The following is a 22,186-nucleotide window of genomic DNA, read 5'->3' as shown; positions in this document are numbered from 1 at the left end:
CATCTATGGGCGCGTTGCCAGCCGCGAGGACCGCCATGAAGATCGCCTTCCAGATGGACCCGATCGGGCCCGTCGACATCGACGCCGACAGCACCTTCCGCCTTGCCGAGGAGGCGCAGGCGCGGGGTCACGAGCTGTTCTACTACACGCCCGAACACCTGGCCTTCGAGGAGGGCCGGATCACGGCCCGCGGGCAGGACCTGCGCGTGCAGCGGGTGCGCGGCGATCACGCGGCGCTCGGCGAGATGCGCCATGTCGACCTGTCGGAGTTCGATGTCGTGTGGCTCCGCCAGGATCCGCCGTTCGACATGCACTACATCACCACGACGCATCTGCTGGAGCGGCTCGGCCCCGGCACGCTCGTCGTCAACGATCCGTTCTGGGTGCGCAACTCGCCGGAAAAGCTGCTCGTCCTCAACTTCCCGGAGCTGACGCCGCCGACAACCATAGCGCGCGATCTGCAGACGCTGAAGGCGTTCCGCGCGCGTCATGGCGACGTGATCCTGAAGCCGCTCTACGGCAATGGCGGCGCGGGCATCTTCAAGCTTGGCGCCGATGACCGGAACCTGTCGTCTCTGCACGAGATGTTCACCGGCTTCTCGCGCGAGCCGCTGATCGTGCAAAAGTTCCTGCCCGCCGTGACCCGCGGCGACAAACGCATCATCCTCGTCGACGGCGAGGCCGCCGGCGCGATCAATCGCGTGCCGGCCGAAGGAGAGGTGCGCTCGAACATGCACGTGGGCGGCAAGGCCGCCAAGGTCGGCCTCACCGAACGCGACCACGAGATCTGCGCCGCGATCGGGCCGACGCTGCGCGAGAAGGGGCAGATCTTCGTCGGGATCGACGTGATCGGCGATTGGCTGACCGAAATCAACGTGACCTCTCCGACCGGTCTGCAGGAACTGGAACGCTTCGACGGCATTAATGTGGCAGGGCGCATCTGGGAGGCCATCGAGGCGAAACGACGATCATGAGTTGGCAGGCGAAGCTGTTGGGGATGCATATGCGGGCGGTGGTCAAGCCGTGGCTGGCCCGCATCGACAGCCCCGGGGACTTCGCCGCAGATGTCGGTCGCTTCAACCTGCTGCTGCGCCGCCCGCCCTTTCTGCGCCGGTTCTCACGGCCAGACGGCCTGACCTGGCTCAGCGCCGGCGAGACCGCCGAGGGCCTCGCGATCCTGTACTTTCACGGCGGTGCCTATGTCGCCGGTTCGCCCGACAACTACTCCGGCCCGCTCGGGCAGCTGTCGTTCCTGTCGGGCATCGAGGTCTGCGCGCCGCGCTATCGCCTCGCGCCCGCTGCGCCTTTCCCGGCGGCCTACCACGACGCGAAGCGGGCCTGGCGCAAGCTGCGCCGGCTGGGGTTCGCGCCGGAAGACATCGTCATCGGCGGCGACAGCGCCGGCGGCGGCCTTGCGCTGGCGCTGCTGTCGAAGCTTTGCCGGCGCGGAACGCCGCCGCGCGCGGCCTTCGCCTTTTCGCCGTGGACGGACCTCGCGATGACCGGCGACAGCCTGCGCGAGAACCGCGATACGGAAGCGATGCTGCCAGCCGAGCGCATGGCCGACGTGGTCGACCTCTATCTCGGGACGCATCGGCGGACCGATCCGCGCGCCTCGCCTCTCTACGCCGCGTTTCCGAATTGCCCGCCGGTGCTGCTCCAGTACGGCGAGACGGAGATCCTGCGCGACGATTCCCGGCGCATGGCGGACCGCCTGCGCGGCTACGGCGCGCCGGTGACCGAGGAAGTCGTGCCCGACGTTCCGCATGTCTGGCAGATCCTCGACGGCTGGCTGCCCGAGGCGCGCGCGTCTCTCGAAAGCACCGCCCGCTTCGTTCAGGACTCCTTCGCCACTCCGACCAGCCGGTAACCGAGCGCTTCGGCGAGGTGCGGCCGGCGGAGTTCGGCGCTGCCCTCGAGATCCGCGATGGTACGCGCGACGCGAATTACACGGTGATACCCGCGCGCCGACAGCCCGAACCGGTCCGCCGCGCGCTTCATCAACGCCCGGCACTCGGGGTCGAGGGCGGCAATCGCCTCGAGCATTGCGCCGGCGGCATCCGCGTTCGTGCGCACGCCCTCGTGCGCCTCGAACCGCGCCGCCTGTCGATCCCGTGCCTGCGCGACCCGCGCGGCAACGGTCGCCGAGGTGTCGCCGCTCGCCGGCAGGTCGAGATCGGCATAGGACACCGGCGGGACCTCCACGCGCAGGTCGAAGCGGTCCATCAGCGGCCCCGAGATCCGTCCGAGATACTCCTCGCCGCAGGCCGGGGCGCGCGAGCACGCCTGCCCGGCATCGGCAAGGTTGCCGCACCGGCACGGATTGGCCGCCGCCACAAGCAGGAACCGGCAGGGATAGCGCACGTGCGCGTTGGCCCGCGCGATCATCACCTCGCCGGTTTCGATCGGCTGTCGCAGCGTCTCGAGCACCGTTCGCGGAAACTCGGGGAACTCGTCCATGAACAGCACGCCATTGTGCGCGAGGCTGATTTCGCCGGGTTTCGCGCTGCGCCCGCCGCCGATGATCGCCGCCTGGCTGGCGGTGTGGTGCGGTTCGCGGAACGGACGCGCGCGAGAGATCCCGCCCGCGTCGAGAAGCCCGGCGAGCGAGTGGATCATCGAGGTCTCGAGCGCCTCGATCGGTGACAGGGGCGGCAGGATCCCCGGCATCCGCGCCGCCAGCATCGACTTGCCCGAACCGGGCGCGCCCACGAACATCAGGTGGTGCCGGCCTGCCGCGGCGATCTCGAGCGCGCGCTTGGCCTTTTCCTGTCCCTTCACGTCGGCCAGATCGCCCGGCCGCCCATCTTCCGTGACCTCGCCGGCGGTGCAGGGCGCAAGGATCTGTCGGCCGGAAAAGTGGTGCACCACCTCCAGAAGCGAGGCCGCGCCGATCACCGTGCAGGCATCGACCCACGCTGCTTCGGCGCCCGAGTCGCGCGGACACAGCAGAGTACGTGCGTCTTCGGCCGCCGCCATCGCTGCCGGAAGCGCGCCCACGACCGGCACCAGCGTGCCGTCGAGAGACAACTCGCCCAACGCCAGCGTCCCCGCGACCGCGTCCTTCGGCACGATCTCCAGCGCCGCGAGCAACCCGAGCGCGATGGGAAGGTCGAAATGCGATCCCTCCTTCGGCAGGTCCGCCGGCGACAGGTTGATCGTGATCCGCTTCGACGGCAGCGCGATCGACATCGCGCTCAGCGCCGTGCGCACCCGGTCGCGCGCCTCGCTTACGGCCTTGTCGGGGAGGCCGACGATGGAAAACCCGGGCAGCCCGGCGGTCAGCGCGCACTGCACCTCGACGATGCGCGCCTCCACGCCCTCGAACGCCACCGTGTAGGCTTGCGCCACCATGTCGCACCATCCGCCCCCGACCCGAGGCCGGACCCTGCGCCGCGCACGGTTAGCGCCGGGTTAACGACGGCCGCGCCGGTGATGACCACATGACGGATTTCCGCCTGACACGACGTCATTTGCGCGTCCGGCACGACGCTCGGAACAGTTCGCGGCCGCGATCGGTTGGAGCGATGACAGATTGGTGATCCGGTCGCGCAAGCGCCGGCCCAAAGGCGTTTCGTTCTCGAAATGCGCCCGATCTCGCAATTTCTTTGCAACCTTCTTTGATCTGGAGTCGTTCCAAGTCCGTAGAGGGATACGAGCGCCACCTGCATTACAAGTCTTTCGTATCCGAAACGGGGAGCGACAATGGCACTTGACACTTTCAACGATCAGACGCTGTCGCGGCGCGCCATGAAGGCAGAGCTTCTGGATGCCGAAACCGAACTCAAGCTTGCCTACGCGTGGCGTGACGAACGCTGCGAGAAATCCCTTCATCGACTTATTACTGCCTACATGCGCCTCGCAATCTCGATGGCGTCGAAGTTCAAGCGCTACGGCGCACCGATGAACGACCTTATCCAGGAAGCGGGCCTCGGGCTGATGAAGGCCGCCGACAAGTTCGACCCCGATCGCGGCGTGCGCTTCTCGACCTACGCCGTCTGGTGGATCAAGGCGTCGATCCAGGATTACGTGATGCGCAACTGGTCGATGGTGCGCACCGGCTCCACGTCGTCGCAAAAGTCGCTGTTCTTCAACATGCGGCGCGTTCAGGCCCGTCTCGAACGCGAAGCGGCTGCCAACGGCGAAACGCTCGACCGCCACCAGCTGCGCCAGCTCATCTCGACGGAGATCGGCGTGCCGCTGCACGACGTCGAGATGATGGAAGGCCGCCTCTCGGGCTCCGACTATTCGCTGAACGCGACGCAATCGGTCGAGGACGAGGGCCGCGAGTGGATCGACGCGCTCGAGGATGACTCGGCGCAGGCCGCGGACCTCGTCGAGAACAGCCACGACACCGAACAGCTGCGCGAGTGGCTGCTGGCGGCGATGGGTGCGCTGAACGATCGTGAACGCTTCATCGTGCGCGAGCGCAAGCTGCGCGATGATGCGCGAACCCTCGAGAGCCTTGGCAACGAGCTCGGGCTGTCCAAGGAGCGGGTGCGCCAGCTGGAGGCTGCAGCCTTCACCAAGATGCGCCGTTCGCTGGAGACCCAGTCGCGCGAGGTTCACGCATTCCTCGCCTGATCGCGGGCGTCCTCGCCGCACTGGCGGCAGGACACCCGGCCTGGTCGGATGTGCCGGCGTCACTCTCGGGCGCCGACATCGTTTTTCTGGGCGAACAGCACGACAACCCGAGCCATCATGCGCGGCAGGCCGATTTGGTCGCAGACATCGCGCCAACAGCGCTCGTGTTCGAAATGCTGACCGAGGCACAGGCCGCGGTGGTCGAGCCCTACCTGATCGCCGATCCAGACGCTTTGGCCGCCGCGCTCGACTGGGCCAACAGCGGCTGGCCCGATTTTTCCCTGTATCATCCGATCTTCGTCGCGGCGCCCGATGCCGCGATTTACGGCGCGGCTCTTCCGCGCGAGGATGCCCGGCGGGTCATGCAGGACACCATCGCCGATGTGTTCGGCCCCGGCGCAGATGCGTATGGTCTGACCACGCCCCTGCCGCCGGAGACGCAGGGCGCGCGCGAGGCCATGCAGGCCGAGGCGCATTGCGACGCGCTGCCCGACGAGATGCTGCCCATGATGGTCGATATCCAGCGCCTGCGCGACGCGCTCATTGCCCGCGCCGCACTGACCGCGCTGGACGAGGCCGGTGCACCGGTCGTCGTCATCACCGGCAACGGGCACGCCCGCACCGAATGGGGCGCGCCGGCCTACGTGGCGCGGGTCGCGCCCGAGGTTACGACCGCCGCGCTCGGGCAGGGAGAGCCGGCGCATGGCGACCCCGACGGATCGTTCGACCAGGTCGAGATGGGCGAGGATGTCGATCGCGGCGATCCGTGCGCCGCCTTCGACGCGGGCTGAGCCGAAGGTCCGGCGCTTGTCGCCGGATGCCGCGCGCCCTAGGCTCCGCGCGGCAGGACGGACGGGGGTAGCCTGGTGCTGGCGGGCAAACGTATTCTTCTGATCGTCGGCGGCGGGATCGCCGCCTACAAGTCGCTGGACCTGATCCGGCGGCTGCGCGAACGCGGGGCGGCGGTGTCGCCGGTGCTGACGCGGGCGGCCGAGGAGTTCGTCACGCCCCTGTCGGTGTCCGCGCTGGCGGGCGAAGCGGTGCATCGCGACCTGTTCGACCTGACGGCCGAGGCCGAAATGGGCCATATCCAGTTGTCTCGCGTGGCCGACCTCGTGGTCGTGGCGCCGGCCACCGCGGACCTCATGGCGAAGATGGCGAACGGTCATGCCGACGACCTCGCCTCCACGCTCCTGATGGCCACCGACACGCCGGTTCTGATCGCGCCGGCGATGAACGTGCGCATGTGGGACCACGCTGCCACCCGGCGCAACCGCGCGACCCTCGCCGCCGACGGGGTGACGAGCGTCGGCCCGAACGATGGCTCGATGGCGTGCGGCGAGTACGGGCCCGGCCGCATGGCCGAACCGCTGGAGATCGTGGCGGCGATCGAATCCGCGCTCGCGTCCGGCCCCCTTGCCGGGCGGCGCGTCCTCGTCACCTCCGGCCCGACGCACGAGCCGATCGACCCGGTGCGCTACATCGCCAACCGCTCGTCCGGCGCGCAGGGCACTGCGCTCGGGCGTGCGCTGTCCGGGCTCGGCGCCGACGTGGTTTTCGTCACCGGACCGGCGCGCATCCCGCCGCCAGACGGCGTGACCGTGGTCAAGGTCGAGACCGCGCGCCAGATGCACGAGGCCGTGCGGGCCGCCCTGCCGGTCGATGCCGGGATCTTTGCCGCGGCGGTCGCGGATTGGCGCGTGACCTCTGAGAGTACATCGAAGATCAAGAAGGGGGCCTCCGGGACGCCTGTCCTCGACTTCGCCGAGAACCCCGACATCCTCGCCGAGGTCTCGCGGCTCGAGGAGGGCCGGCCCCGCCTCGTGGTGGGCTTCGCGGCCGAGACGGACGACGTGATCCGTCACGCCACCGAGAAACGGGCGCGCAAGGGCTGCGACTGGATCGTCGCCAACGACGTGTCGCCCGCGACCGGGATCATGGGCGGAACCGACAACGCGGTGACCCTCGTGACCGACACCGGCGCGGAGACGTGGGAGCGCATGACCAAGGACGCCGTGGCGATGGCACTGGCGCGGCGCATCGCCGACGCTCTGGGGTCCGCATGACCGCGGAGCATGCCCGTCCCGCGGCTGGCCCGGTGCGCGTCGCCTTCGCATGGGATGCCGAGGCCGATCGCACGCTCGGCCTGCCGACCTATGAAACGGCCGGCGCGGCGGGCGCGGACCTGCGGGCGAACCTGCCCGATCGCGGTCGCATCACTCTGGCGCCGGGCGCTCGGGCGCTGGTGCCGACCGGCCTGCGCCTCGCGTTGCCCGAAGGCTACGAGGCGCAGATCCGGCCGCGCTCCGGCCTCGCGCTGCGTCATGGTCTGACGCTGCCGAACGCGCCGGGCACCATCGACTGCGATTATCGCGGACCGCTGGGCGTGATCGTGCTCAACGCCGGCGATGCGGAGGTGACAATCTCGCACGGCGACCGTATCGCGCAGATCGTCTTTGCCCCCGTCGTGCGCGCCGTCTTCGAGGCGGCCGACACCCTGCCGGACACGCCGCGCGGGGCAGGGGGTTTCGGCTCCACGGGGCGCGCCTGATGCTGCTGGTTCTGTTCCTCGCGGCCGCGATCTGGGGATTCGGCCATCTGATGGGGGCGTCGCGGCAGGCCCGGCTCTACATGCTCGGCCTGCTCTACGTACTTGTCCTGGCCGTGCAGGTGGCTCTGCCTGCCGGTCATCCCGTGCGAGAGGCAACCGGCGGCAGCGCCGGGCTCTGGCTGGTGCTGGGCGGGATCGGCGTGCTCGTGCTGGCCTACCGCAAGGTGCTCTCGCGCGTTCAGGCCCGCGCCACCGAAAAGGAGACGGCCGAGGCCGCGCCAGAGCTGTCCGAAAGCGCGCCCGCGGCCGCGCGGACCGGCGCGATGTCCTCGGGCGAGCTGGAGCGCTACGCGCGTCACATCGTGCTGCGCGAAATCGGCGGCCCGGGCCAGTCGGCGCTGCGCCGGTCGCGGGTGCTGGTGATCGGCGCCGGCGGACTGGGCGCACCGGCGCTGCAATACCTTGCCGCCGCCGGCATGGGCACGATCGGCGTGATCGACGACGACGTGGTCGAGAACGCCAACCTCCAGCGTCAGGTGATCCATCGCGACGCCGACATCGGTATGCCCAAGGTGTTCTCGGCCGAGGCGGCGATGCGGGCGCAGAACCCGCATGTCACGGTGCGGCCCTATCACCGCCGGCTCGAGGAGGGGATCGCGGCCGAGCTTTTTGCAGATTTCGACGTGATTTTGGACGGATCTGACAATTTCGACACCCGCTATTTGTCCAATCGCGTCGCCGCCGGGGCCGGCCTCCCGCTCGTCTCCGGCGCGCTCAGCCAATGGGAGGGCCAGCTGTCGGTCTTCGATCCCGCCGGCGGAACGCCTTGTTATGCCTGCATCTTTCCCGAGCGCCCCGCGCCCGGCCTCGCCCCTTCCTGCGCCGAGGCCGGCGTTCTCGGCCCGCTCCCCGGCGTCGTCGGCGCCATGATGGCCGTCGAAGCCGTGAAGCTCGTCACCGGCGCCGGGGCTCCCTTGCGGGGCGAGATGATGATCTACGATGCGCTCTGGGGAGAAACCCGCAAGATCACGCTGGCGCGTCGGCCCGGCTGCCCGGTCTGCGGCGGCGCCTGAAACGGCGAAGCAATCACTGGCGTTCGGCCGGCGCACGCATATCTGAACCGCAGGACGCATTGCCGCAGGACCGCGGTCGCAGCGGCGCCCGAGTGAAGGAGACGACGCCATGACCAATCCGCTTCTGTCCGACTGGGACGGTCCGCACGGGCTGCCGCGCTTCGATGCGATCGACGACGAACATGTGGCCCCGGCCTTCGAGACAGCCCGGCTCGAGCATCTGGCAGAGATCACCGGCATCGCCGAGAATCCGGAGCCGCCGACCTTCGAGAACACGATCCTCGCGCTGGAAGGTGCGGGCCGTTCGCTCGACCGGGTGCTGAGCGTCTTCTTCGGCCTCGCTGGCGCCGACACCAATCCGCGGCGACAGGAGCTGCAGCGCGACATCGCCCCAAAGCTCGCGGATCATGCCTCCGAGATCTACGGCAACCGCGCGCTCTTTGACCGGATCGAGGATCTCTGGACCCGTCGCGACCAGCTCGGCCTGTCGCCGCAGGAGGCGCGCCTGCTCGAACTCACGCGCCGCGGGTTCGTGCGTTCCGGTGCCGCGCTTGCGGGACCGGAGGCCGCGCGGATGAAGGAGATCAAGGCGCGGCTGTCGGTCCTCGGCACAGCCTTCACGCAGAACCTGCTGGCGGACGAGGCCGGGTGGCAGCTGACCCTGGCGGAGACTGACCTTGACGGGCTGCCCGACTGGCTGATCGCGTCGGCGCGCGCTGCGGGGGAGGAACGTGGCGCAGATGGCCCGGTCGTGACGCTGTCGCGGTCGCTGATCGTGCCGTTTCTGCAATTCTCCGCCCGTCGCGACCTGCGTGAGACCGCGTGGCGTGCGTGGACCTCGCGGGGCGAAAGTGGCGGCGAGACCGACAACCGCGACATCGCCGCAGAGGTGCTGACGCTCCGCGAGGAGCGTGCGAGCCTCCTCGGGTACCCGACCTTCGCGCGCTGGAAGCTCGAGACCGAGATGGCCAAGACGCCGGAAGCGGTGCGCGAGCTGCTCGTCGCCGTGTGGGAGCCGGCGCGCGCCCGCGCGCTGGAGGATCAGGCCGCGCTGGAGGATCTGATGCGTGCGGACGGCGTGAACGGCCCGCTCGCACCCTGGGACTGGCGCTACTACGCCGAGAAGCGGCGGCAGGCTGAGCACGATCTCGACGAGACGGCGTTGAAGCCGTACCTGCAGCTCGACCGGATGATCGCCGCCGCGCAGGCCTGTGCGCACCGTCTCTTCGGACTGTCGTTCGAGGAGATCGAGGCCCCCCTGTATCACCCCGACTGCCGGGCGTGGGAGGTCACGCGCGACGGCCGCCACGTCGCGGTGTTCATTGGCGATTACTTCGCGCGGTCGTCCAAGCGGTCGGGCGCGTGGTGCTCGGCGTTCCGGCTTCAGGCCAAGCGGCCTGAGCCGCAATCGCCGGTCGTCGTCAATGTCTGCAACTTCGCGAAGCCCGCCGCTGGCCAGCCGGCGCTCCTGTCCTACGACGACGCGCGCACGCTCTTTCACGAGTTCGGCCACGCGCTGCACCAGATGCTCTCGGATGTGGAATTCGCGTCGATCGCCGGCACGAACGTGGCGCGCGACTTCGTGGAGCTGCCTTCACAGCTCTACGAACACTGGCTCGACGTGCCGCAGGTCCTGTCCGAGTTCGCCACGCACGTGGAGACAGGCGAGCCGATGCCGGCAGAGATGCTGGAGCGTCTACGCGCCGCCAACAATGCCGAACAGGGCTTCCAGACGGTCGAATACGTGGCTTCGGCGCTCGTCGACCTGGAGCTGCACGACGGGCCGGCGCCAACCGATCCGATGGCGATGCAGGCCGAGGTTCTGGACCGCATCGGCATGCCCGAGGCCATCGTCATGCGGCACGCGACCCCGCATTTCGCCCACGTCTTCGCCGGCGACGGCTACTCCGCCGGATACTACAGCTACATGTGGTCCGAAGTGATGGATGCGGACGCATTTGCGGCCTTCGAGGAGGCGGGTGGCGCCTTCGACACGGCGATGGCGCAGCGGCTCGAGGAAACGATCCTGTCGCGCGGCGGCGCCGAGGAAGCGGGCGATCTCTACGTGCGCTTCCGCGGCCAGATGCCGGGGGTCGAGGCTCTGCTCAAGGGGCGCGGGCTCGCCGCCTGATGGTCAGAACGGCGCGCGGCTGAGCGAGAAGCCATCTTTGGCCAGGAGCGCGGCGAGGCCGTGTTCGCCCTGCAGGTGCGCCGCGCCGGCCGCAACCACGATCGGACCGGAGGGCCCGGCCGCGTCGAGGATGACCGGCATCCAGGCGTGGTTGCGGTCGATCAGCAGGGTCCTCTCCATCTCGGCGTACATCGCGTCGAGCTCTTCGGCGCTCGCCGGCGAGGCGCGACGCGCGAGAATGCGGTTCAACTCCCAGCTCTCGCCCGTCTTCTCGTCGAAATAGGTTGCGAGGAGAGTAACGAACATGTCGCCGCTCACATCGGTGTCGATCAGGCTGGCGCGCAGCAGTTCGACCTGATCCTCGAGCGAGGCGTCGGCGAAGGCCTCGAACACCGTTTCGATGCCTTCGAGCGCCTGCATCGGGGTCCCGGCGGTCTCGGCGACCTCCTGCAGCCGCATGTCGAGGCCGGCGTTCTCGCCGAGCGCCGAGGCGGCGCAGGCAGGCACCGCCAGGAGCATCGCGAGGTACCAGGGCTGGAACTTCGCGGCGAGGACGGCGGGGATCCCGCGCGCCCGCATCGCCTCTGCCAGTCGCTGCCACTCCGCCTCGGGCATGAGCTCGGGCAGGGTGGTGTCTTCGAGCACCAGCAATCCCGGGTCTGTCGACAGGCGGTCCTGCAACTCGGCGAGGCCGTCCGGCGTCGCCTCGAGCAGCAGGTGGCGGGCGTCGGCGATGACCGGAGCCAACCGCTCGGCCGGGCCTTCGAGCCTCGGGTCCGAGAGGTGAATGGTGCCCACAAGGTGGATCACGGTGTCGTCGCGGCGGGCGATCCAGTGATTGCCCTCGGCATAGGGCTTGTCGGCCAGCGCCTCGGTCAGTTCCGCGCGCTCGTCCCGATCGAGTGTCGCGCGCAGATCGCGCCCCTCGCATTCGGCGGACGCGCCTTGGGCGAGGCACAGGCTGAACGCGGTCGCGAGAAGGGCCAGGCGGCGCATGAGGGTCCTCCGATAGGGTCAGCCGGACGCTAGGCGACGCGATTGCGGCGGACAAGCGAAGACGGCACGGTGCGGCACGATGAACCGCGAACGCGATCTCTACCCGCCGGTCAAGAGCTGGCTCGAGGCGCTCGGCTACACCGTGAAGGGCGAGGTCGGCGCGGCCGACCTCGTTGCGGTGCGAGAGGACGCGCCCGCCGTCGTGGTGGAACTCAAGCTCGGCTTGTCTCTCCGCCTCTATCACCAGGCGGTCGCGCGGATGGCGCTGACGGACCATGTCTACATCGCCGTTCCAGCCCCACGCGGACGCACGGCGCGGCGGATCCTGCTGGAGAACACGCGCTTGTGCCGTCGGCTCGGGCTCGGGTTTCTCACTGTTCGCGAGGACGGCAGGGTCGAGGCACGCTGCGATCCGGGCCCTTACGCGCCGCGCCGGAACCGCAAGGCAGAAACGCGGCTTCTGCGCGATTTCGCGCGACTGCGCGGCGATCCGAATGCCGGCGGCGCGACGCGGCACGGGATCGTCACCGGCTATCGGCAGGATGCGATCGCCTGTGCCATGCACCTTGCTCGAACGGGCGAGTGCCCGGCGCGGGCGGTGGCCGCGGCGACCGGTGTCGCCACCGCCCGGCGGATCATGGCCGACAATCACTACGGCTGGTTCGTGCGCGTGTCGCGCGGTGTCTACGGGCTGACCGAGGACGGCCGGCGCGGGCTGGCCGACTGGGCCGAGAGCGGCGCGGACTGACGCCGTTTGGCGCCGGGGTTGCATCGGATGGCACCGGATCTCACATCGGTCTCTCAAGGGCGCGAGGCGGCCGTGAAAAAACCCGGATCGTTCCAGTTGACACCTTTTGGCGCCTTCCCTATTTCGGCGCCGTTAGCACTCGACGAACGTGAGTGCTAAAGGGTCGCTCATCGTGGGGGGCCCGAACGTAACTTTGAGCCAAGGAGACTCGAAGATGGCATTCAAACCGCTCCATGATCGTGTCCTGGTCCGTCGTGTCGAGAGCGACGATAAGACCAAGGGCGGTCTGATCATCCCCGACAGCGCGAAAGAAAAGCCGGCTGAGGGCGTGATCGTTGCGTGTGGCGACGGCGCGCGCAAAGATTCGGGCGAGCTGATCGACATGGCCGTGAAGGCCGGCGACAAGATCCTGTTCGGCAAGTGGTCGGGCACCGAGGTGTCGATCGACGGCGAAGACCTGCTGATCATGAAGGAATCGGACATCCTCGGCATTGTCGAGGACGCATCGCAGGCCGCCGCGGCCTGATCCCCCGATCCCTTCCAATCGTCCCAAGTTTTCCTGAATCAGGAGTGAAGAAACATGGCCGCCAAGGACGTTAAGTTCGAAACGGATGCACGCAACCGCATGCTCAAGGGCGTGAACACGCTCGCGGACGCGGTGAAGGTGACGCTCGGCCCCAAGGGCCGCAACGTCGTCCTCGACAAGTCGTTCGGCGCACCGCGCATCACCAAGGACGGTGTGTCGGTCGCGAAAGAGATCGAACTCGAGGACAAGTTCGAGAACATGGGCGCGCAGATGGTCAAGGAAGTGGCCAGCCGCACCAACGACGAGGCCGGTGACGGCACAACCACCGCGACCGTCCTCGCCCAGTCCATCGTGAAAGAAGGCGTGAAGGCGGTTTCCGCCGGCATGAACCCGATGGACCTCAAGCGCGGGATCGACCTCGCGACCGCGAAGGTCGTCGAGCACATCCGCAACGCCGCACGCAAGGTCGAGAACTCCGACGAGGTCGGCCAGGTCGGCACCATCTCCGCGAACGGCGAAGAGTCGATCGGCAAAATGATCGCGGACGCGATGCAGCGCGTCGGCAACGAAGGCGTCATCACCGTCGAGGAGAACAAGGGCACCGAGACCGACGTCGAAGTCGTCGAGGGCATGCAGTTCGACCGCGGCTACCTGAGCCCCTACTTCGTCACCAACTCCGAGAAGATGATCGCGGAGCTCGACGACTGCCTCATTCTGCTTCACGAGAAGAAGCTCTCGTCGCTGCAGCCGATGGTCCCGCTGCTCGAGCAGGTCATCCAGTCGCAGAAGCCGCTCCTCATCATCGCTGAGGACGTCGAAGGCGAAGCGCTCGCGACCCTCGTCGTGAACAAGCTGCGCGGCGGCCTCAAGATCGCGGCCGTGAAGGCACCGGGCTTCGGCGATCGCCGCAAGGCCATGCTGCAGGACATCGCGATCCTGACCGGTGGCCAGGTCATCTCCGAAGATCTCGGCATGAAGCTCGAGAACGTCGGCATGGAGATGCTCGGCTCCGCGAAGCGCGTGTCGATCACCAAGGACGAGACCACCATCGTCAACGGTGCAGGCGACTCCGGGGAGATCGAGGCCCGCGTCAACCAGATCCGCACGCAGATCGAAGAGACCACCTCGGACTACGACCGCGAGAAGCTTCAGGAGCGTGTCGCGAAGCTGGCCGGCGGCGTTGCCGTCATCCGCGTCGGCGGTGCGACCGAAGTCGAGGTGAAGGAGCGCAAGGATCGCGTCGATGACGCGCTCAACGCGACCCGCGCCGCGGTTCAGGAAGGCATCGTGGTCGGCGGCGGCGTGTCGCTCGTCCAGGGCGCCAAGGCGCTCGACGGCCTGACCGGCGTCAACTCCGACCAGAACGCCGGCATCGCGATCGTCCGCAAGGCTCTGGAGAGCCCGCTGCGCCAGATCGCCGAAAACGCAGGCGTCGACGGTTCGGTCGTCGCGGGCAAGATCCGCGAGAGCGAAGACCTGAAGTTCGGCTACAACGCCCAGACCGACGAGTACGGCGACATGTTCAAGTTCGGCGTCATCGACCCGGCGAAGGTCGTGCGCACCGCGCTCGAGGATGCGGCGTCGATCGCCGGCCTGCTCATCACCACCGAGGCGATGGTCGCGGACCGTCCGCAGAAGGACGGCGGCGGCGGTGCCGGCGGCGGCATGCCCGACATGGGCGGCATGGGCGGCATGATGTAATCATGCGCCCCGTCCCGCACGGGACAGCGTCCTCGGATCGGGGCCCGCGCGAACCGCGCGGGCCCTTTTTCGTGTTTTTGGGCAACAGCCTACGAGACTTGAAATAATGATCGGCGGAACTCCGCGCGGTTGCGGTATGTTGTGTCGCCAGGCAAGACGAGAAAGAGCACCAATGCATCCTGTCATCGTTTCGTTTCTGATGCTTGCATCGGTGGCCGGCATGTTCGGCCTGAGCGGCGCACTGATCGCGTTCGCCGCACGCCGCACAGCCGTGCGACCCGCGCCGGGCGACCGCCCCGCATCGCAAGTCTGAACGTTTCGCAGCCTCCTTCCGGGCTGCACGAAGGGCCGTCCCATCGGGGCGGCCCTTCTGTCGTTCACCGCCTTGCGAAGGAACGACGCTGCAGCGCGGCGGTTCTGTTCGGGATCAACGAACAGAGGACCGCATGCAACGCTTCAAGGGAAAGACCGTCATCGTCACGGGCGCGGGCTCGGGTATCGGCGCGGCGACCGCGCGCCGCTTTCACGAGGAGGGCGCGAACATCGTGCTCGTCGGCCGCACGAAGGACAAGCTCGACACGGTGGCCGAAACGCTCGAGCACGCCGAGGTCGTCGCCGCCGATGTCGGCAATCGTGACGATGCCGAGCGCATCGCCGCCGCTGCGCGCGACCGGTTCGGCGGGATCGACGTTCTCGTGAACAACGCCGGCATCGTCGCGCAGGGCAGGCTCGACGAGGTCGCGCCCGAGGATTGGGACGAGGTGATCCGCATCGACCTGACCGGCGTCTTCCTGATGGGCCGGGCGGTCGCGAAGGACCTGCAGTCGCGCAAGGGATCCATCGTCAACGTGTCCTCGGTGTCGGGCACCGGCGGCGACTGGGGCATGATGGCCTACAACGCGGCCAAGGGTGGCGTGACGAACATGACGCGCGCCATGGCGCTCGACGCGAAGCGGACGGGCGTGCGCGTCAACGCGGTGTGTCCGTCGATGACGGCGACCGACATGACGTCCGGGCTGCGCGACAATCCCGAACTGCTTGAAACCTTCGAGGGACGCATACCCCTTGGCCGCGCGGCGGAGCCCGAGGAGGTGGCCGGCGTGATCGCGTTTCTCGCCAGTCAAGATGCCCGGTTCGTCAACGGCGTGAACCTCGCGGTCGATGGCGGGCTTTCGGCCTCGAACGGTCAGCCCGACATGGCGTGAACTGCGTCCGCATGCTAGCGGCTGACGGGCCGTCCGACCGGGGCGGCCCGTTTTCCGTCGGAGAGCAGAGAGATGTTTCGGACCCAGTTCCTTCGCGAGATGCAGCCCGGAGAGGAGCCGGCCGTCGACGCCCTGTTGCGTGCGGCGTTCGGACAGGCGGACGAGGCGCGGATCGTCACCGCGCTTCGGCGCGAGGGCCGCATCGCGGGCGAGTGCATCGTGCCCGGCGATGACGGGCCGGTCGGATACTTTGCCCTCTCGGCAATGCGAGCGCCCGACGGCTGGCTCTGCCTCGCGCCGGTCGCAGTCGCGCCGGAGGCGCAGGGCCAGGGGGTTGGCCGGCGCATGATCGGCATGCTGTCGGCCTGGACCGTGGCCGCCGGGCAGACCGTCGTCGTACTCGGTGAGCCGGGTTTCTACGAACGCTGCGGCTTTTCGGTCGCGCGGGCGCGTAACCTGACCTCGCCCTACCCTGTCGCGCACACCGCGCTGGCGCGGCCGGGGCAAGACGCACCGACGGCGACGCTGACCTATCCCAAGGCGCTGAGCCCGGCGTCATGAGCCGGAAGGATCCGCGCCGGATCGTGCGCGTGCCGCTGAGCGCGGCTGCAGTGTCGCACCTGCGCGCCCATGCCCGGGGCCGCAGTCTGGCCGATGCGCTGCGCCGGATCGCGGAGATGCACGATGGCCCGGTGCCGCCGGCTGCGCCGCGTCCGGCACGCCATCTGCCGGTGCAGATGCCGCCGCGCCTGCGCGCCAGGATGTCCGAGGCTGCGGCCCGCGATGGACGGACGTCTGCCGACATGCTTGCGGGCATCGCCGAAGCCGCGCAGGCTCGCGCCGATCCGCCCGGAGACTGACCCGCCCATGCGCCTTGCCCTGCTGACCGCGCTGACGATGGTGGCGTTTGCCGCCAACTCGGTGCTGAACCGTCTCGCCGTCGGCGCGGGCGGGATCGATCCCGGCCTGTTCGGCACAATTCGCCTCTGGTCTGGCGCACTGATGCTCGCCGGCCTGTGCCTCGTGCTGCGCGGGAGGATGAGCCTTGGCGGGTCGCGCCGCGCGATCGGTGTCGGGTCGCTCCTCCTTTACATCTACGGCTTCTCGGCGGCGTATCTCGCGCTGGACGCGGGGCTAGGGGCGCTGATCCTGTTCGGCACGGTTCAGGTGACGATGGCTGCCGGGGCGCTGGCGGGCGGGGAACGGCCGCCGCTGCGCCGCTGGGTCGGGACCGGCGTCGCCTTTGCCGGTCTGGTCTGGTTGCTCTGGCCCGGCTCGGGTGTCGCGGTGTCGCTGCCGCACGGTATGGCGATGGCGGCGGCAGGGCTCGGCTGGGGCATCTACTCGCTGGCCGGGCGCGGCGCGGGCGATCCGCTGGTCGGGACCGCGGCGAACTTCGTTCTGGCCGCGCCGCTGGGCCTCGTCATCGCGCTCGCCCTGCCGGGCAGCGGCGCGGCGAGCGTCCCGGGCATCGCCCTCGCGGTGGTATCGGGCGCCATCACTTCCGGCCTCGGCTATGCCTTGTGGTACGCGGTCCTGCCGTCGCTGCCGGCGAGTGTCGCGGCCGTCGCACAACTGACCGTGCCGCCGATTGCCATCGCCGGCGGGGCGGTCCTTCTGGGCGAGGTGCCCTCGGCCGAATTCCTCGCCGCCTCGGCCGTCGTGCTCGGCGGCGTCGCGCTGTCGGTCCTTCCGTTGGGACGGCGCTGATGCTGCGCCTCGTTCTGTCCGGCGCGACGACGCTGAGGCGCGACGGATGGTCGGACGCGCCGGTGGCGATCGCCGCGGGCCGGTTCGCCGAAAATGACGCCCCCAACGCCGACCTGTCGGGCTATCGCCTTTTGCCGGGGATCGTGGACCTGCACGGCGACGGGTTCGAGCGGCATGTGGCACCGCGGCGCGGGGCCCTGCGCGAAACCCGCGCGGGCCTTTTTGCGACCGAGGCGGAGCTTGCGGCGAACGGCATCACGACCGGCGTTCTGGCCCAGTTCTGGAGCTGGGAGGGCGGCTTGCGCGGGCCAGACTTTGCGGAGGCCCTCTGTGCCGACTGGGCGGAGATGCGGTCCGCGGTCGCAACGGACCTTCGGATGCAGCTTCGGCTCGAGACGCACATGATCGACGACTATTCGCGGGTGGCGCGGATCGCGGCGCGGCACGGCATCGATTACCTCGTGTTCAACGATCATCTTCAGCATGACCGGCTGGAGGAGGGTCGCCGGCCAAAGCAGATGACCGGGCAGGCGCTGAAATCGGGTCGCAGTCCGGACGCACATTTCGAACTGATGCTGGGCCTGCACGCGCGCGGACCCGAGGTCGCGGCGGCATCGGCCGCGCTCGCTTCCGATCTGTCGTCGCGCGGCGTCACGCTTGGCAGCCACGACGATGCGACGGCGGAGGAGCGCGCGGCCTGGCGGGCGCGGGGCGCCACCATCGCCGAGTTTCCCGAAACGCGCGTCGCGGCCGAGGGCGCGCGCGCCGGCGGCGACGGGATCGTTCTCGGCGCGCCCAACGTGGTGCGCGGCGCCAGCCACAAGGGCAATGTCAGCGCCGTCGATCTCGTGGCGGCGGGGCTCTGCGATGCGCTGGCCTCGGACTATCATTACCCGGCGCCCCTCGCCGCGGTCGCGCGGATCGTGTCGCTCGGCGTGCTGGATTGGACAGCCGCGTGGCGCCTCGTTTCCGAGGGACCGGCACGCCTTCTGGGTCTGGCCGATCGCGGATGCATTGCCGATGGGTTGCGCGCCGATCTCGTCATTCTCGACGATGACGATCGCGTCGCCGGAACGATCGCCGGCGGGCGGGTGAGCTACCTTCGCGGAGACGCCGCAGAACGCCTGATCGCCGCGCGTTAGCGGCGGATGCGGTTCACGTGGCCCATCTTGCGGCCCGGGCGCGCGGCGTCCTTGCCGTAGAGGTGCAGCGCAGTGTCGGCCTCGCGCGAGAGCGCCGGAACGCGGTCCACCTCGTCGCCGATCAGATTTTCCATGACCACGTCGCTGTGCCGCTGCCCGTCGCCGAGCGGCCAGCCGGCGATGGCGCGCACGTGCTGCTCGAACTGGTCGACGGCGCAGCCGTTCTGTGTCCAGTGGCCCGAATTGTGGACGCGCGGCGCGATCTCGTTGACGAGAAGGGCGTCGGCGGTGACGAACAACTCCACCCCCATGACGCCGACATAGTCGAGCGCGTTGAGGATCCGCGCGGCCATCAGAACCGCATCGGTCCGGCGCGCCTCGGACAGTGCGGCAGGCACGGTCGTCGTGCGCAGGATCCCCTCCGCATGGACGTTTTCGCCGGGATCGAAGCATGCGACGTCGCCCGACAGCCCGCGCGCCGCGATGACCGAGATCTCGCGGTCGAACGGAACGAAGCCTTCGAGGAGCGCCGGCGCGCCGGACATCGCCTCGAGCGCCTGCGCCGCTTCGGTGGGATCCCCGATGCGCGCCTGTCCCTTTCCGTCGTAGCCGAAGCGCCGTGTCTTGAGGATCGCCGGCGTGCCGATGCGCTCCAGCGCGGCATCGAGGGAGGCGGCGTCGTGGACCGCGGCGAAGGGCGCGGTCCCGAGGCCGAGCCCGGCGAGAAACTCCTTTTCGGTCAGCCGGTCCTGGCTGACGCGCAGTGCCTCGCGGCTCGGGCGGATCGGGCATTTCGACTCGATCACGTCGAGCGCATCGGTCGGGATGTTCTCGAATTCGTAGGTCACCACGTCGACCGAGTCCGCGAAGGCGGCGAGCGCCTCTGTGTCGTCCCACCCGGCCGTCGTCACGTCTTGCGCGACCTGCGCGGCCGGTCCGCCGGGGGCGGGGTCGTAGACATGGGTTCGCAGACCCAGGCGCGATGCGGCGACCGCTAGCATCCGGCCGAGTTGCCCGCCGCCGAGGATGCCGACGGTCTGGCCGGGGGAAAGTGCGTCTGTCATCGGATCCGTACCTTTTGTGCGCGTGGACAGGCGGACGGCGCGGTCTCAGCCGCGCTCGGGCTCCTCCGGTATCGCGGCCGACAGGTCGGCGCGCCACTCGGCCAGCCGGGTGGCCAGCGCCGGATCCGACAGCGCGAGGATCTGTGCCGCCATCAGCCCGGCATTGGCCGCGCCCGACGCGCCGATCGCCATCGTCGCCACAGGAAAGCCGCGCGGCATCTGCACGATGGAGTAGAGGCTGTCGACGCCGGAGAGGGCGCGCGACTGGACCGGCACGCCGATCACCGGAAGCTGGGTCTTTGATGCCATCATGCCCGGCAGGTGCGCCGCGCCGCCGGCGCCGGCGATGATGACCTTCAGGCCCCGACCCGCGGCTTCTGTTCCGTAGGACCACAGCCGGTCGGGCGTCCGGTGCGCCGAGACGATGCGCGTCTCGTGCGCGACGCCGAGCGCGTCGAGGATCCGGGCGGCCTCTTCCATCGTCGGCCAGTCCGACTGGCTGCCCATCACGATACCGACTTCGGCTGTCCCGGCCATGCGCCCTCCGTTCGCTGTTCGCGGCGTTATAGCGGGCGTCGGGGCCGGTGCAATGGCGCTGCCGGCGCGGCGACTGCGCAGGCCGTCAGGCGATGATATCGGGGAACAGACGATCCTCGATCAGCGCGATGTGATCCTTCAGCTGCAGCTTCTTCTTCTTGAGACGCTGCAGCGTCAGCGCATCGCCGGTGCCGCGTTCCTGAAGGGCGCGGATGGCGTCGTCGAGGTCGCGGTGCTCGCGCTTGAAATACTCGAGTTCCGTGCGGAGCACGTCTTCAGTTTTCATCGACAGGTCGGTGGGGGCGTTCATGGCTCTTGGTCTTGAATGTCAGCTGCCGGGAGGCTGCCACTATAGCTGATAAGCCATTCGTCGCAAAGGCCGGAGCGAGGCTCGCGGACTTGCACAGCGCCTTGGACGGCACCATATTTCTCACGAGGGGGCCGCCGAAAAGGGGCCCGCCCAGACGGTCGCTTGAACAAAGGACATGTCGATGACCAAACTCACCTTGGGGTCGCATCCCCACATGCTCGGCTTCGAACAGCTAGAGCGGCTGCTCGAGCGGACCGCAAAGTCGGGCAACGAAGGATATCCGCCCTACAATATCGAACAGACGTCCGACAGCTCTTACCGGATTACGCTCGCCGTGGCGGGCTTTTCGGAGGATGACCTGTCGATCACGGTCGAGGATCGCCAGCTGGTGATCCGCGGGCGTCAGCGTGAGGACGACACGTCGCGCGTATTCCTGCATCGCGGGATCGCGGCGCGGCAGTTCCAGCGCAGCTTCGTCCTCGCGGACGGGGTCGAGGTGCGTGAGGCGCAAATGGAGAACGGTCTTCTGCACGTGGACCTGAGCCTCTCGCGGCCGGAAACCGTCGTTCAGACGATCGACATCAAGAAGGGGTGAACACGATGGATACCAAGGTGAACTTCGACGCGGTCGATGAAGGCCGTATCGTCTATGTCCGGCCCGTGGCCGTGTCCGACCTTCCCGACGAGGTGCAAATCCAGGCCGAGGGTCTGGATACGCTCTATGCCGTGCATCGCGCCGACGGCGAACGGCTGGCGCTCGTGCGCGACCGTGGCCTCGCTTTCGTGCTGGCACGTCAGAACGACTTCGCCCCGGTGACGGTGCACTAAGAGGCATCGGTATAGGGACGTTGCGATAGTGACGGCGCGCCGGTGAGTCCGGCGCGCATGTAGTTCATCAACACGCGCGCTTCCGGACGCGTCAGGACCGGGAGGCACGACGGATAGCGTGGCGTCTCGCGCATCCCGCTTCGCGTCGCGCCGCGGACCAGAGTTTCCGCCCAATGACCGCCCCTGTAGCTTTCGCAGCCCAGCCCCGGTGCCTGCAAAATTGCATGGCGCCCCACGCCGAGGTGCACGTAGGTCACACGCGACGCGGGTACGATTTTCGTGCCACGGTGGCCGACCAGATCGCGCGCTGCGACCAGCACGTGCTGTTTTCCGAAAAGAAGGGTCGCGGCCGACGAGCGGATCAGGACCCCGTGCAGCGGTGACAGCCGAATGCGGCACCGCGCACCGAACGCTCCGGGTGGCAGCACCACGGGCGCGTGCCGTCGGCTTCGCGCGGGAAGGGTGGCCGACGCACGCCACGTAATCCGCGCCGTGTCACCCTCGAACAGGGTCACACGGTCGCCGAGGCGCAGATCGCCGGCCCGGCGCCAGCCATGAGGCGTCCGCAGCGGTGTTTCGGTGGCGAAACAGAGCGGTTCGTCGAACGAGGCGGTGTAGGCGCCGGAGTACTCGACACCGTCCCAGGTGCCGAGACGCAGCGATGCCACCTGTCGTGGCCACAGCGTCGGCGGCAGGGTTTCGTCATGAAGCCGGACGGCCCAGCTTCCGTCGTCGAACAACATGACGGCGGCCGCCAAGCCGGTATAGGTCACGCCTCCGGCCAGGGCCTCGCTGTCGTCGTAGCGGGCGACCTCGCGCACGGTGGTTAATCCGGAGGGTCCGATCACGCCCTCTCCCGGCGCGACATTCGACCCGTCATCGGCGTCGGTATCGCTGACGATGCCGTCGCCATCCGCATCGCGGATCGTCACCTCGTAGAAATTGGAGATGTCGACATTGATGCCGTCCAGGCGCGAGTCGAGGTTATCGTCGCTCGCGGCAGTCCAGCCGGGATAAAGGGTCGGCTGCAGCCAACCCCAACTCGCAACGTCCGTCATCGCACAGGCCTCCGGCGGCGGA

At 68.8% G+C, this 22,186-nt stretch carries 24 protein-coding genes; 18 read left to right on the top strand and 6 right to left on the bottom strand.

Annotated elements, in window-relative coordinates:
* Positions 1-35 precede the first annotated feature (35 nt).
* Both gshB and ROJ8625_RS02285 read left to right on the top strand, forming a co-directional pair.
* A complete protein-coding gene (gshB, locus tag ROJ8625_RS02290; RefSeq protein ID WP_085790217.1) occupies positions 36-974 on the top strand; it encodes a glutathione synthase in 939 nt (312 codons plus the stop codon).
* Positions 971-1,870, top strand: coding sequence for an alpha/beta hydrolase (locus tag ROJ8625_RS02285; protein ID WP_085790216.1), 900 nt, complete (start codon positions 971-973; stop codon positions 1,868-1,870). The genes gshB and ROJ8625_RS02285 overlap by 4 nt, the downstream gene beginning before the upstream one ends.
* Here the strand turns inward: ROJ8625_RS02285 and ROJ8625_RS02280 are convergent.
* Entirely contained in the window at positions 1,837-3,354 is a 1,518-nt protein-coding gene (locus ROJ8625_RS02280; RefSeq protein ID WP_085790215.1) for a YifB family Mg chelatase-like AAA ATPase, read from the bottom strand. The two genes, ROJ8625_RS02285 and ROJ8625_RS02280, sit on opposite strands and share 34 nt — an antisense overlap.
* A gap of 351 nt (positions 3,355-3,705) precedes the next feature.
* On the opposite strand from ROJ8625_RS02280, the gene ROJ8625_RS02275 reads away from it, so the two are divergent.
* From ROJ8625_RS02275 to ROJ8625_RS02250, 6 genes are all read left to right on the top strand, one after another.
* Complete coding sequence (locus ROJ8625_RS02275; RefSeq protein ID WP_085790214.1) at positions 3,706-4,584, top strand: RNA polymerase factor sigma-32; 879 nt, start codon at positions 3,706-3,708, stop codon at positions 4,582-4,584.
* 50 nt (positions 4,585-4,634) lie between these two features.
* Entirely contained in the window at positions 4,635-5,375 is a 741-nt protein-coding gene (locus ROJ8625_RS02270) for a ChaN family lipoprotein (RefSeq protein ID WP_306372280.1), read from the top strand.
* Between the two features lie 75 nt (positions 5,376-5,450).
* On the top strand, positions 5,451-6,650 hold the full coding sequence (coaBC, locus tag ROJ8625_RS02265; protein ID WP_085790212.1) for a bifunctional phosphopantothenoylcysteine decarboxylase/phosphopantothenate--cysteine ligase CoaBC: 1,200 nt from the start codon (positions 5,451-5,453) through the stop codon (positions 6,648-6,650).
* The gene (gene dut, locus ROJ8625_RS02260) at positions 6,647-7,135 is read left to right on the top strand and encodes a dUTP diphosphatase (RefSeq protein ID WP_085790211.1); all 489 of its coding nucleotides are present in this window, start codon (positions 6,647-6,649) and stop codon (positions 7,133-7,135) included. Before coaBC ends, dut begins: the two co-directional genes overlap by 4 nt.
* Positions 7,135-8,208 carry a HesA/MoeB/ThiF family protein gene (locus ROJ8625_RS02255; protein WP_085790210.1) on the top strand — a complete coding sequence of 358 codons (1,074 nt, stop codon included), beginning with the start codon at positions 7,135-7,137 and terminating at the stop codon, positions 8,206-8,208. Before dut ends, ROJ8625_RS02255 begins: the two co-directional genes overlap by 1 nt.
* A gap of 109 nt (positions 8,209-8,317) precedes the next feature.
* The gene (locus tag ROJ8625_RS02250) at positions 8,318-10,339 is read left to right on the top strand and encodes a M3 family metallopeptidase (RefSeq protein ID WP_085790209.1); all 2,022 of its coding nucleotides are present in this window, start codon (positions 8,318-8,320) and stop codon (positions 10,337-10,339) included.
* Positions 10,340-10,342: 3 nt separating this feature from the next.
* Here the strand turns inward: ROJ8625_RS02250 and ROJ8625_RS02245 are convergent, their stop codons facing one another.
* Positions 10,343-11,335 (bottom strand): TraB/GumN family protein, encoded by a 993-nt coding sequence (locus ROJ8625_RS02245; RefSeq protein ID WP_085790208.1) that lies wholly within the window; start codon positions 11,333-11,335, stop codon positions 10,343-10,345.
* 79 nt (positions 11,336-11,414) lie between these two features.
* Here ROJ8625_RS02245 and ROJ8625_RS02240 point away from each other — a divergent pair, with 79 nt between their 5' ends.
* The 8 genes from ROJ8625_RS02240 (at position 11,415) to ROJ8625_RS02205 (ending at position 18,367) form a co-directional block, all read left to right on the top strand.
* Positions 11,415-12,083: a DUF2161 domain-containing phosphodiesterase gene (locus ROJ8625_RS02240; RefSeq protein ID WP_085790207.1), complete on the top strand. Its 669-nt coding sequence runs from the start codon at positions 11,415-11,417 to the stop codon at positions 12,081-12,083.
* A 214-nt stretch (positions 12,084-12,297) separates the two neighbouring features.
* The gene (locus tag ROJ8625_RS02235; RefSeq protein WP_085790206.1) at positions 12,298-12,609 is read left to right on the top strand and encodes a co-chaperone GroES; all 312 of its coding nucleotides are present in this window, start codon (positions 12,298-12,300) and stop codon (positions 12,607-12,609) included.
* Positions 12,610-12,663: 54 nt separating this feature from the next.
* A complete protein-coding gene (groL, locus tag ROJ8625_RS02230) occupies positions 12,664-14,310 on the top strand; it encodes a chaperonin GroEL (RefSeq protein WP_085790205.1) in 1,647 nt (548 codons plus the stop codon).
* A 446-nt stretch (positions 14,311-14,756) separates the two neighbouring features.
* The gene (gene budC, locus ROJ8625_RS02225) at positions 14,757-15,515 is read left to right on the top strand and encodes a meso-2,3-butanediol dehydrogenase (RefSeq protein WP_085790204.1); all 759 of its coding nucleotides are present in this window, start codon (positions 14,757-14,759) and stop codon (positions 15,513-15,515) included.
* A 72-nt stretch (positions 15,516-15,587) separates the two neighbouring features.
* Positions 15,588-16,076, top strand: a complete 489-nt coding sequence (locus tag ROJ8625_RS02220) for a GNAT family N-acetyltransferase (protein WP_085790203.1) — start codon at positions 15,588-15,590, stop codon at positions 16,074-16,076.
* Positions 16,073-16,375: a hypothetical protein gene (locus ROJ8625_RS02215; protein WP_085790202.1), complete on the top strand. Its 303-nt coding sequence runs from the start codon at positions 16,073-16,075 to the stop codon at positions 16,373-16,375. The genes ROJ8625_RS02220 and ROJ8625_RS02215 overlap by 4 nt, the downstream gene beginning before the upstream one ends.
* A 7-nt stretch (positions 16,376-16,382) precedes the next feature.
* The gene (locus tag ROJ8625_RS02210) at positions 16,383-17,225 is read left to right on the top strand and encodes a DMT family transporter (protein WP_085790201.1); all 843 of its coding nucleotides are present in this window, start codon (positions 16,383-16,385) and stop codon (positions 17,223-17,225) included.
* Positions 17,225-18,367 carry an alpha-D-ribose 1-methylphosphonate 5-triphosphate diphosphatase gene (locus ROJ8625_RS02205; protein WP_085790200.1) on the top strand — a complete coding sequence of 381 codons (1,143 nt, stop codon included), beginning with the start codon at positions 17,225-17,227 and terminating at the stop codon, positions 18,365-18,367. The genes ROJ8625_RS02210 and ROJ8625_RS02205 overlap by 1 nt, the downstream gene beginning before the upstream one ends.
* On the opposite strand, the gene ROJ8625_RS02200 is transcribed toward ROJ8625_RS02205, so the two are convergent.
* The 3 genes from ROJ8625_RS02200 to ROJ8625_RS02190 all read right to left on the bottom strand — a co-directional run bounded on the left by ROJ8625_RS02200 (position 18,364) and on the right by ROJ8625_RS02190 (position 20,278).
* Positions 18,364-19,431, bottom strand: a complete 1,068-nt coding sequence (locus ROJ8625_RS02200) for a 5-(carboxyamino)imidazole ribonucleotide synthase (RefSeq protein ID WP_085790199.1) — start codon at positions 19,429-19,431, stop codon at positions 18,364-18,366. The two genes, ROJ8625_RS02205 and ROJ8625_RS02200, sit on opposite strands and share 4 nt — an antisense overlap.
* 45 nt (positions 19,432-19,476) lie before the next feature.
* Positions 19,477-19,968 (bottom strand): 5-(carboxyamino)imidazole ribonucleotide mutase, encoded by a 492-nt coding sequence (gene purE / locus ROJ8625_RS02195; RefSeq protein ID WP_085790198.1) that lies wholly within the window; start codon positions 19,966-19,968, stop codon positions 19,477-19,479.
* 85 nt (positions 19,969-20,053) lie between these two features.
* Positions 20,054-20,278, bottom strand: a complete 225-nt coding sequence (locus ROJ8625_RS02190) for a YdcH family protein (protein WP_085790197.1) — start codon at positions 20,276-20,278, stop codon at positions 20,054-20,056.
* Between the two features lie 181 nt (positions 20,279-20,459).
* Between ROJ8625_RS02190 and ROJ8625_RS02185 the strand changes: the two genes are divergently transcribed.
* Positions 20,460-20,873 carry an Hsp20 family protein gene (locus ROJ8625_RS02185; RefSeq protein WP_085790761.1) on the top strand — a complete coding sequence of 138 codons (414 nt, stop codon included), beginning with the start codon at positions 20,460-20,462 and terminating at the stop codon, positions 20,871-20,873.
* 5 nt (positions 20,874-20,878) lie between these two features.
* Positions 20,879-21,106: a DUF1150 family protein gene (locus ROJ8625_RS02180; RefSeq protein WP_085790760.1), complete on the top strand. Its 228-nt coding sequence runs from the start codon at positions 20,879-20,881 to the stop codon at positions 21,104-21,106.
* On the opposite strand, the gene ROJ8625_RS02175 is transcribed toward ROJ8625_RS02180, so the two are convergent.
* Positions 21,103-22,164: a Hint domain-containing protein gene (locus ROJ8625_RS02175; RefSeq protein WP_085790196.1), complete on the bottom strand. Its 1,062-nt coding sequence runs from the start codon at positions 22,162-22,164 to the stop codon at positions 21,103-21,105. The two genes, ROJ8625_RS02180 and ROJ8625_RS02175, sit on opposite strands and share 4 nt — an antisense overlap.
* Positions 22,165-22,186 lie beyond the last annotated feature (22 nt).

The organism is Roseivivax jejudonensis, assembly GCF_900172265.1.
In the GTDB taxonomy this organism is placed as follows: Bacteria; Pseudomonadota; Alphaproteobacteria; order Rhodobacterales; family Rhodobacteraceae; genus Roseivivax; species Roseivivax jejudonensis.
This window is presented reverse-complemented; position numbering and strand designations above follow the sequence as displayed.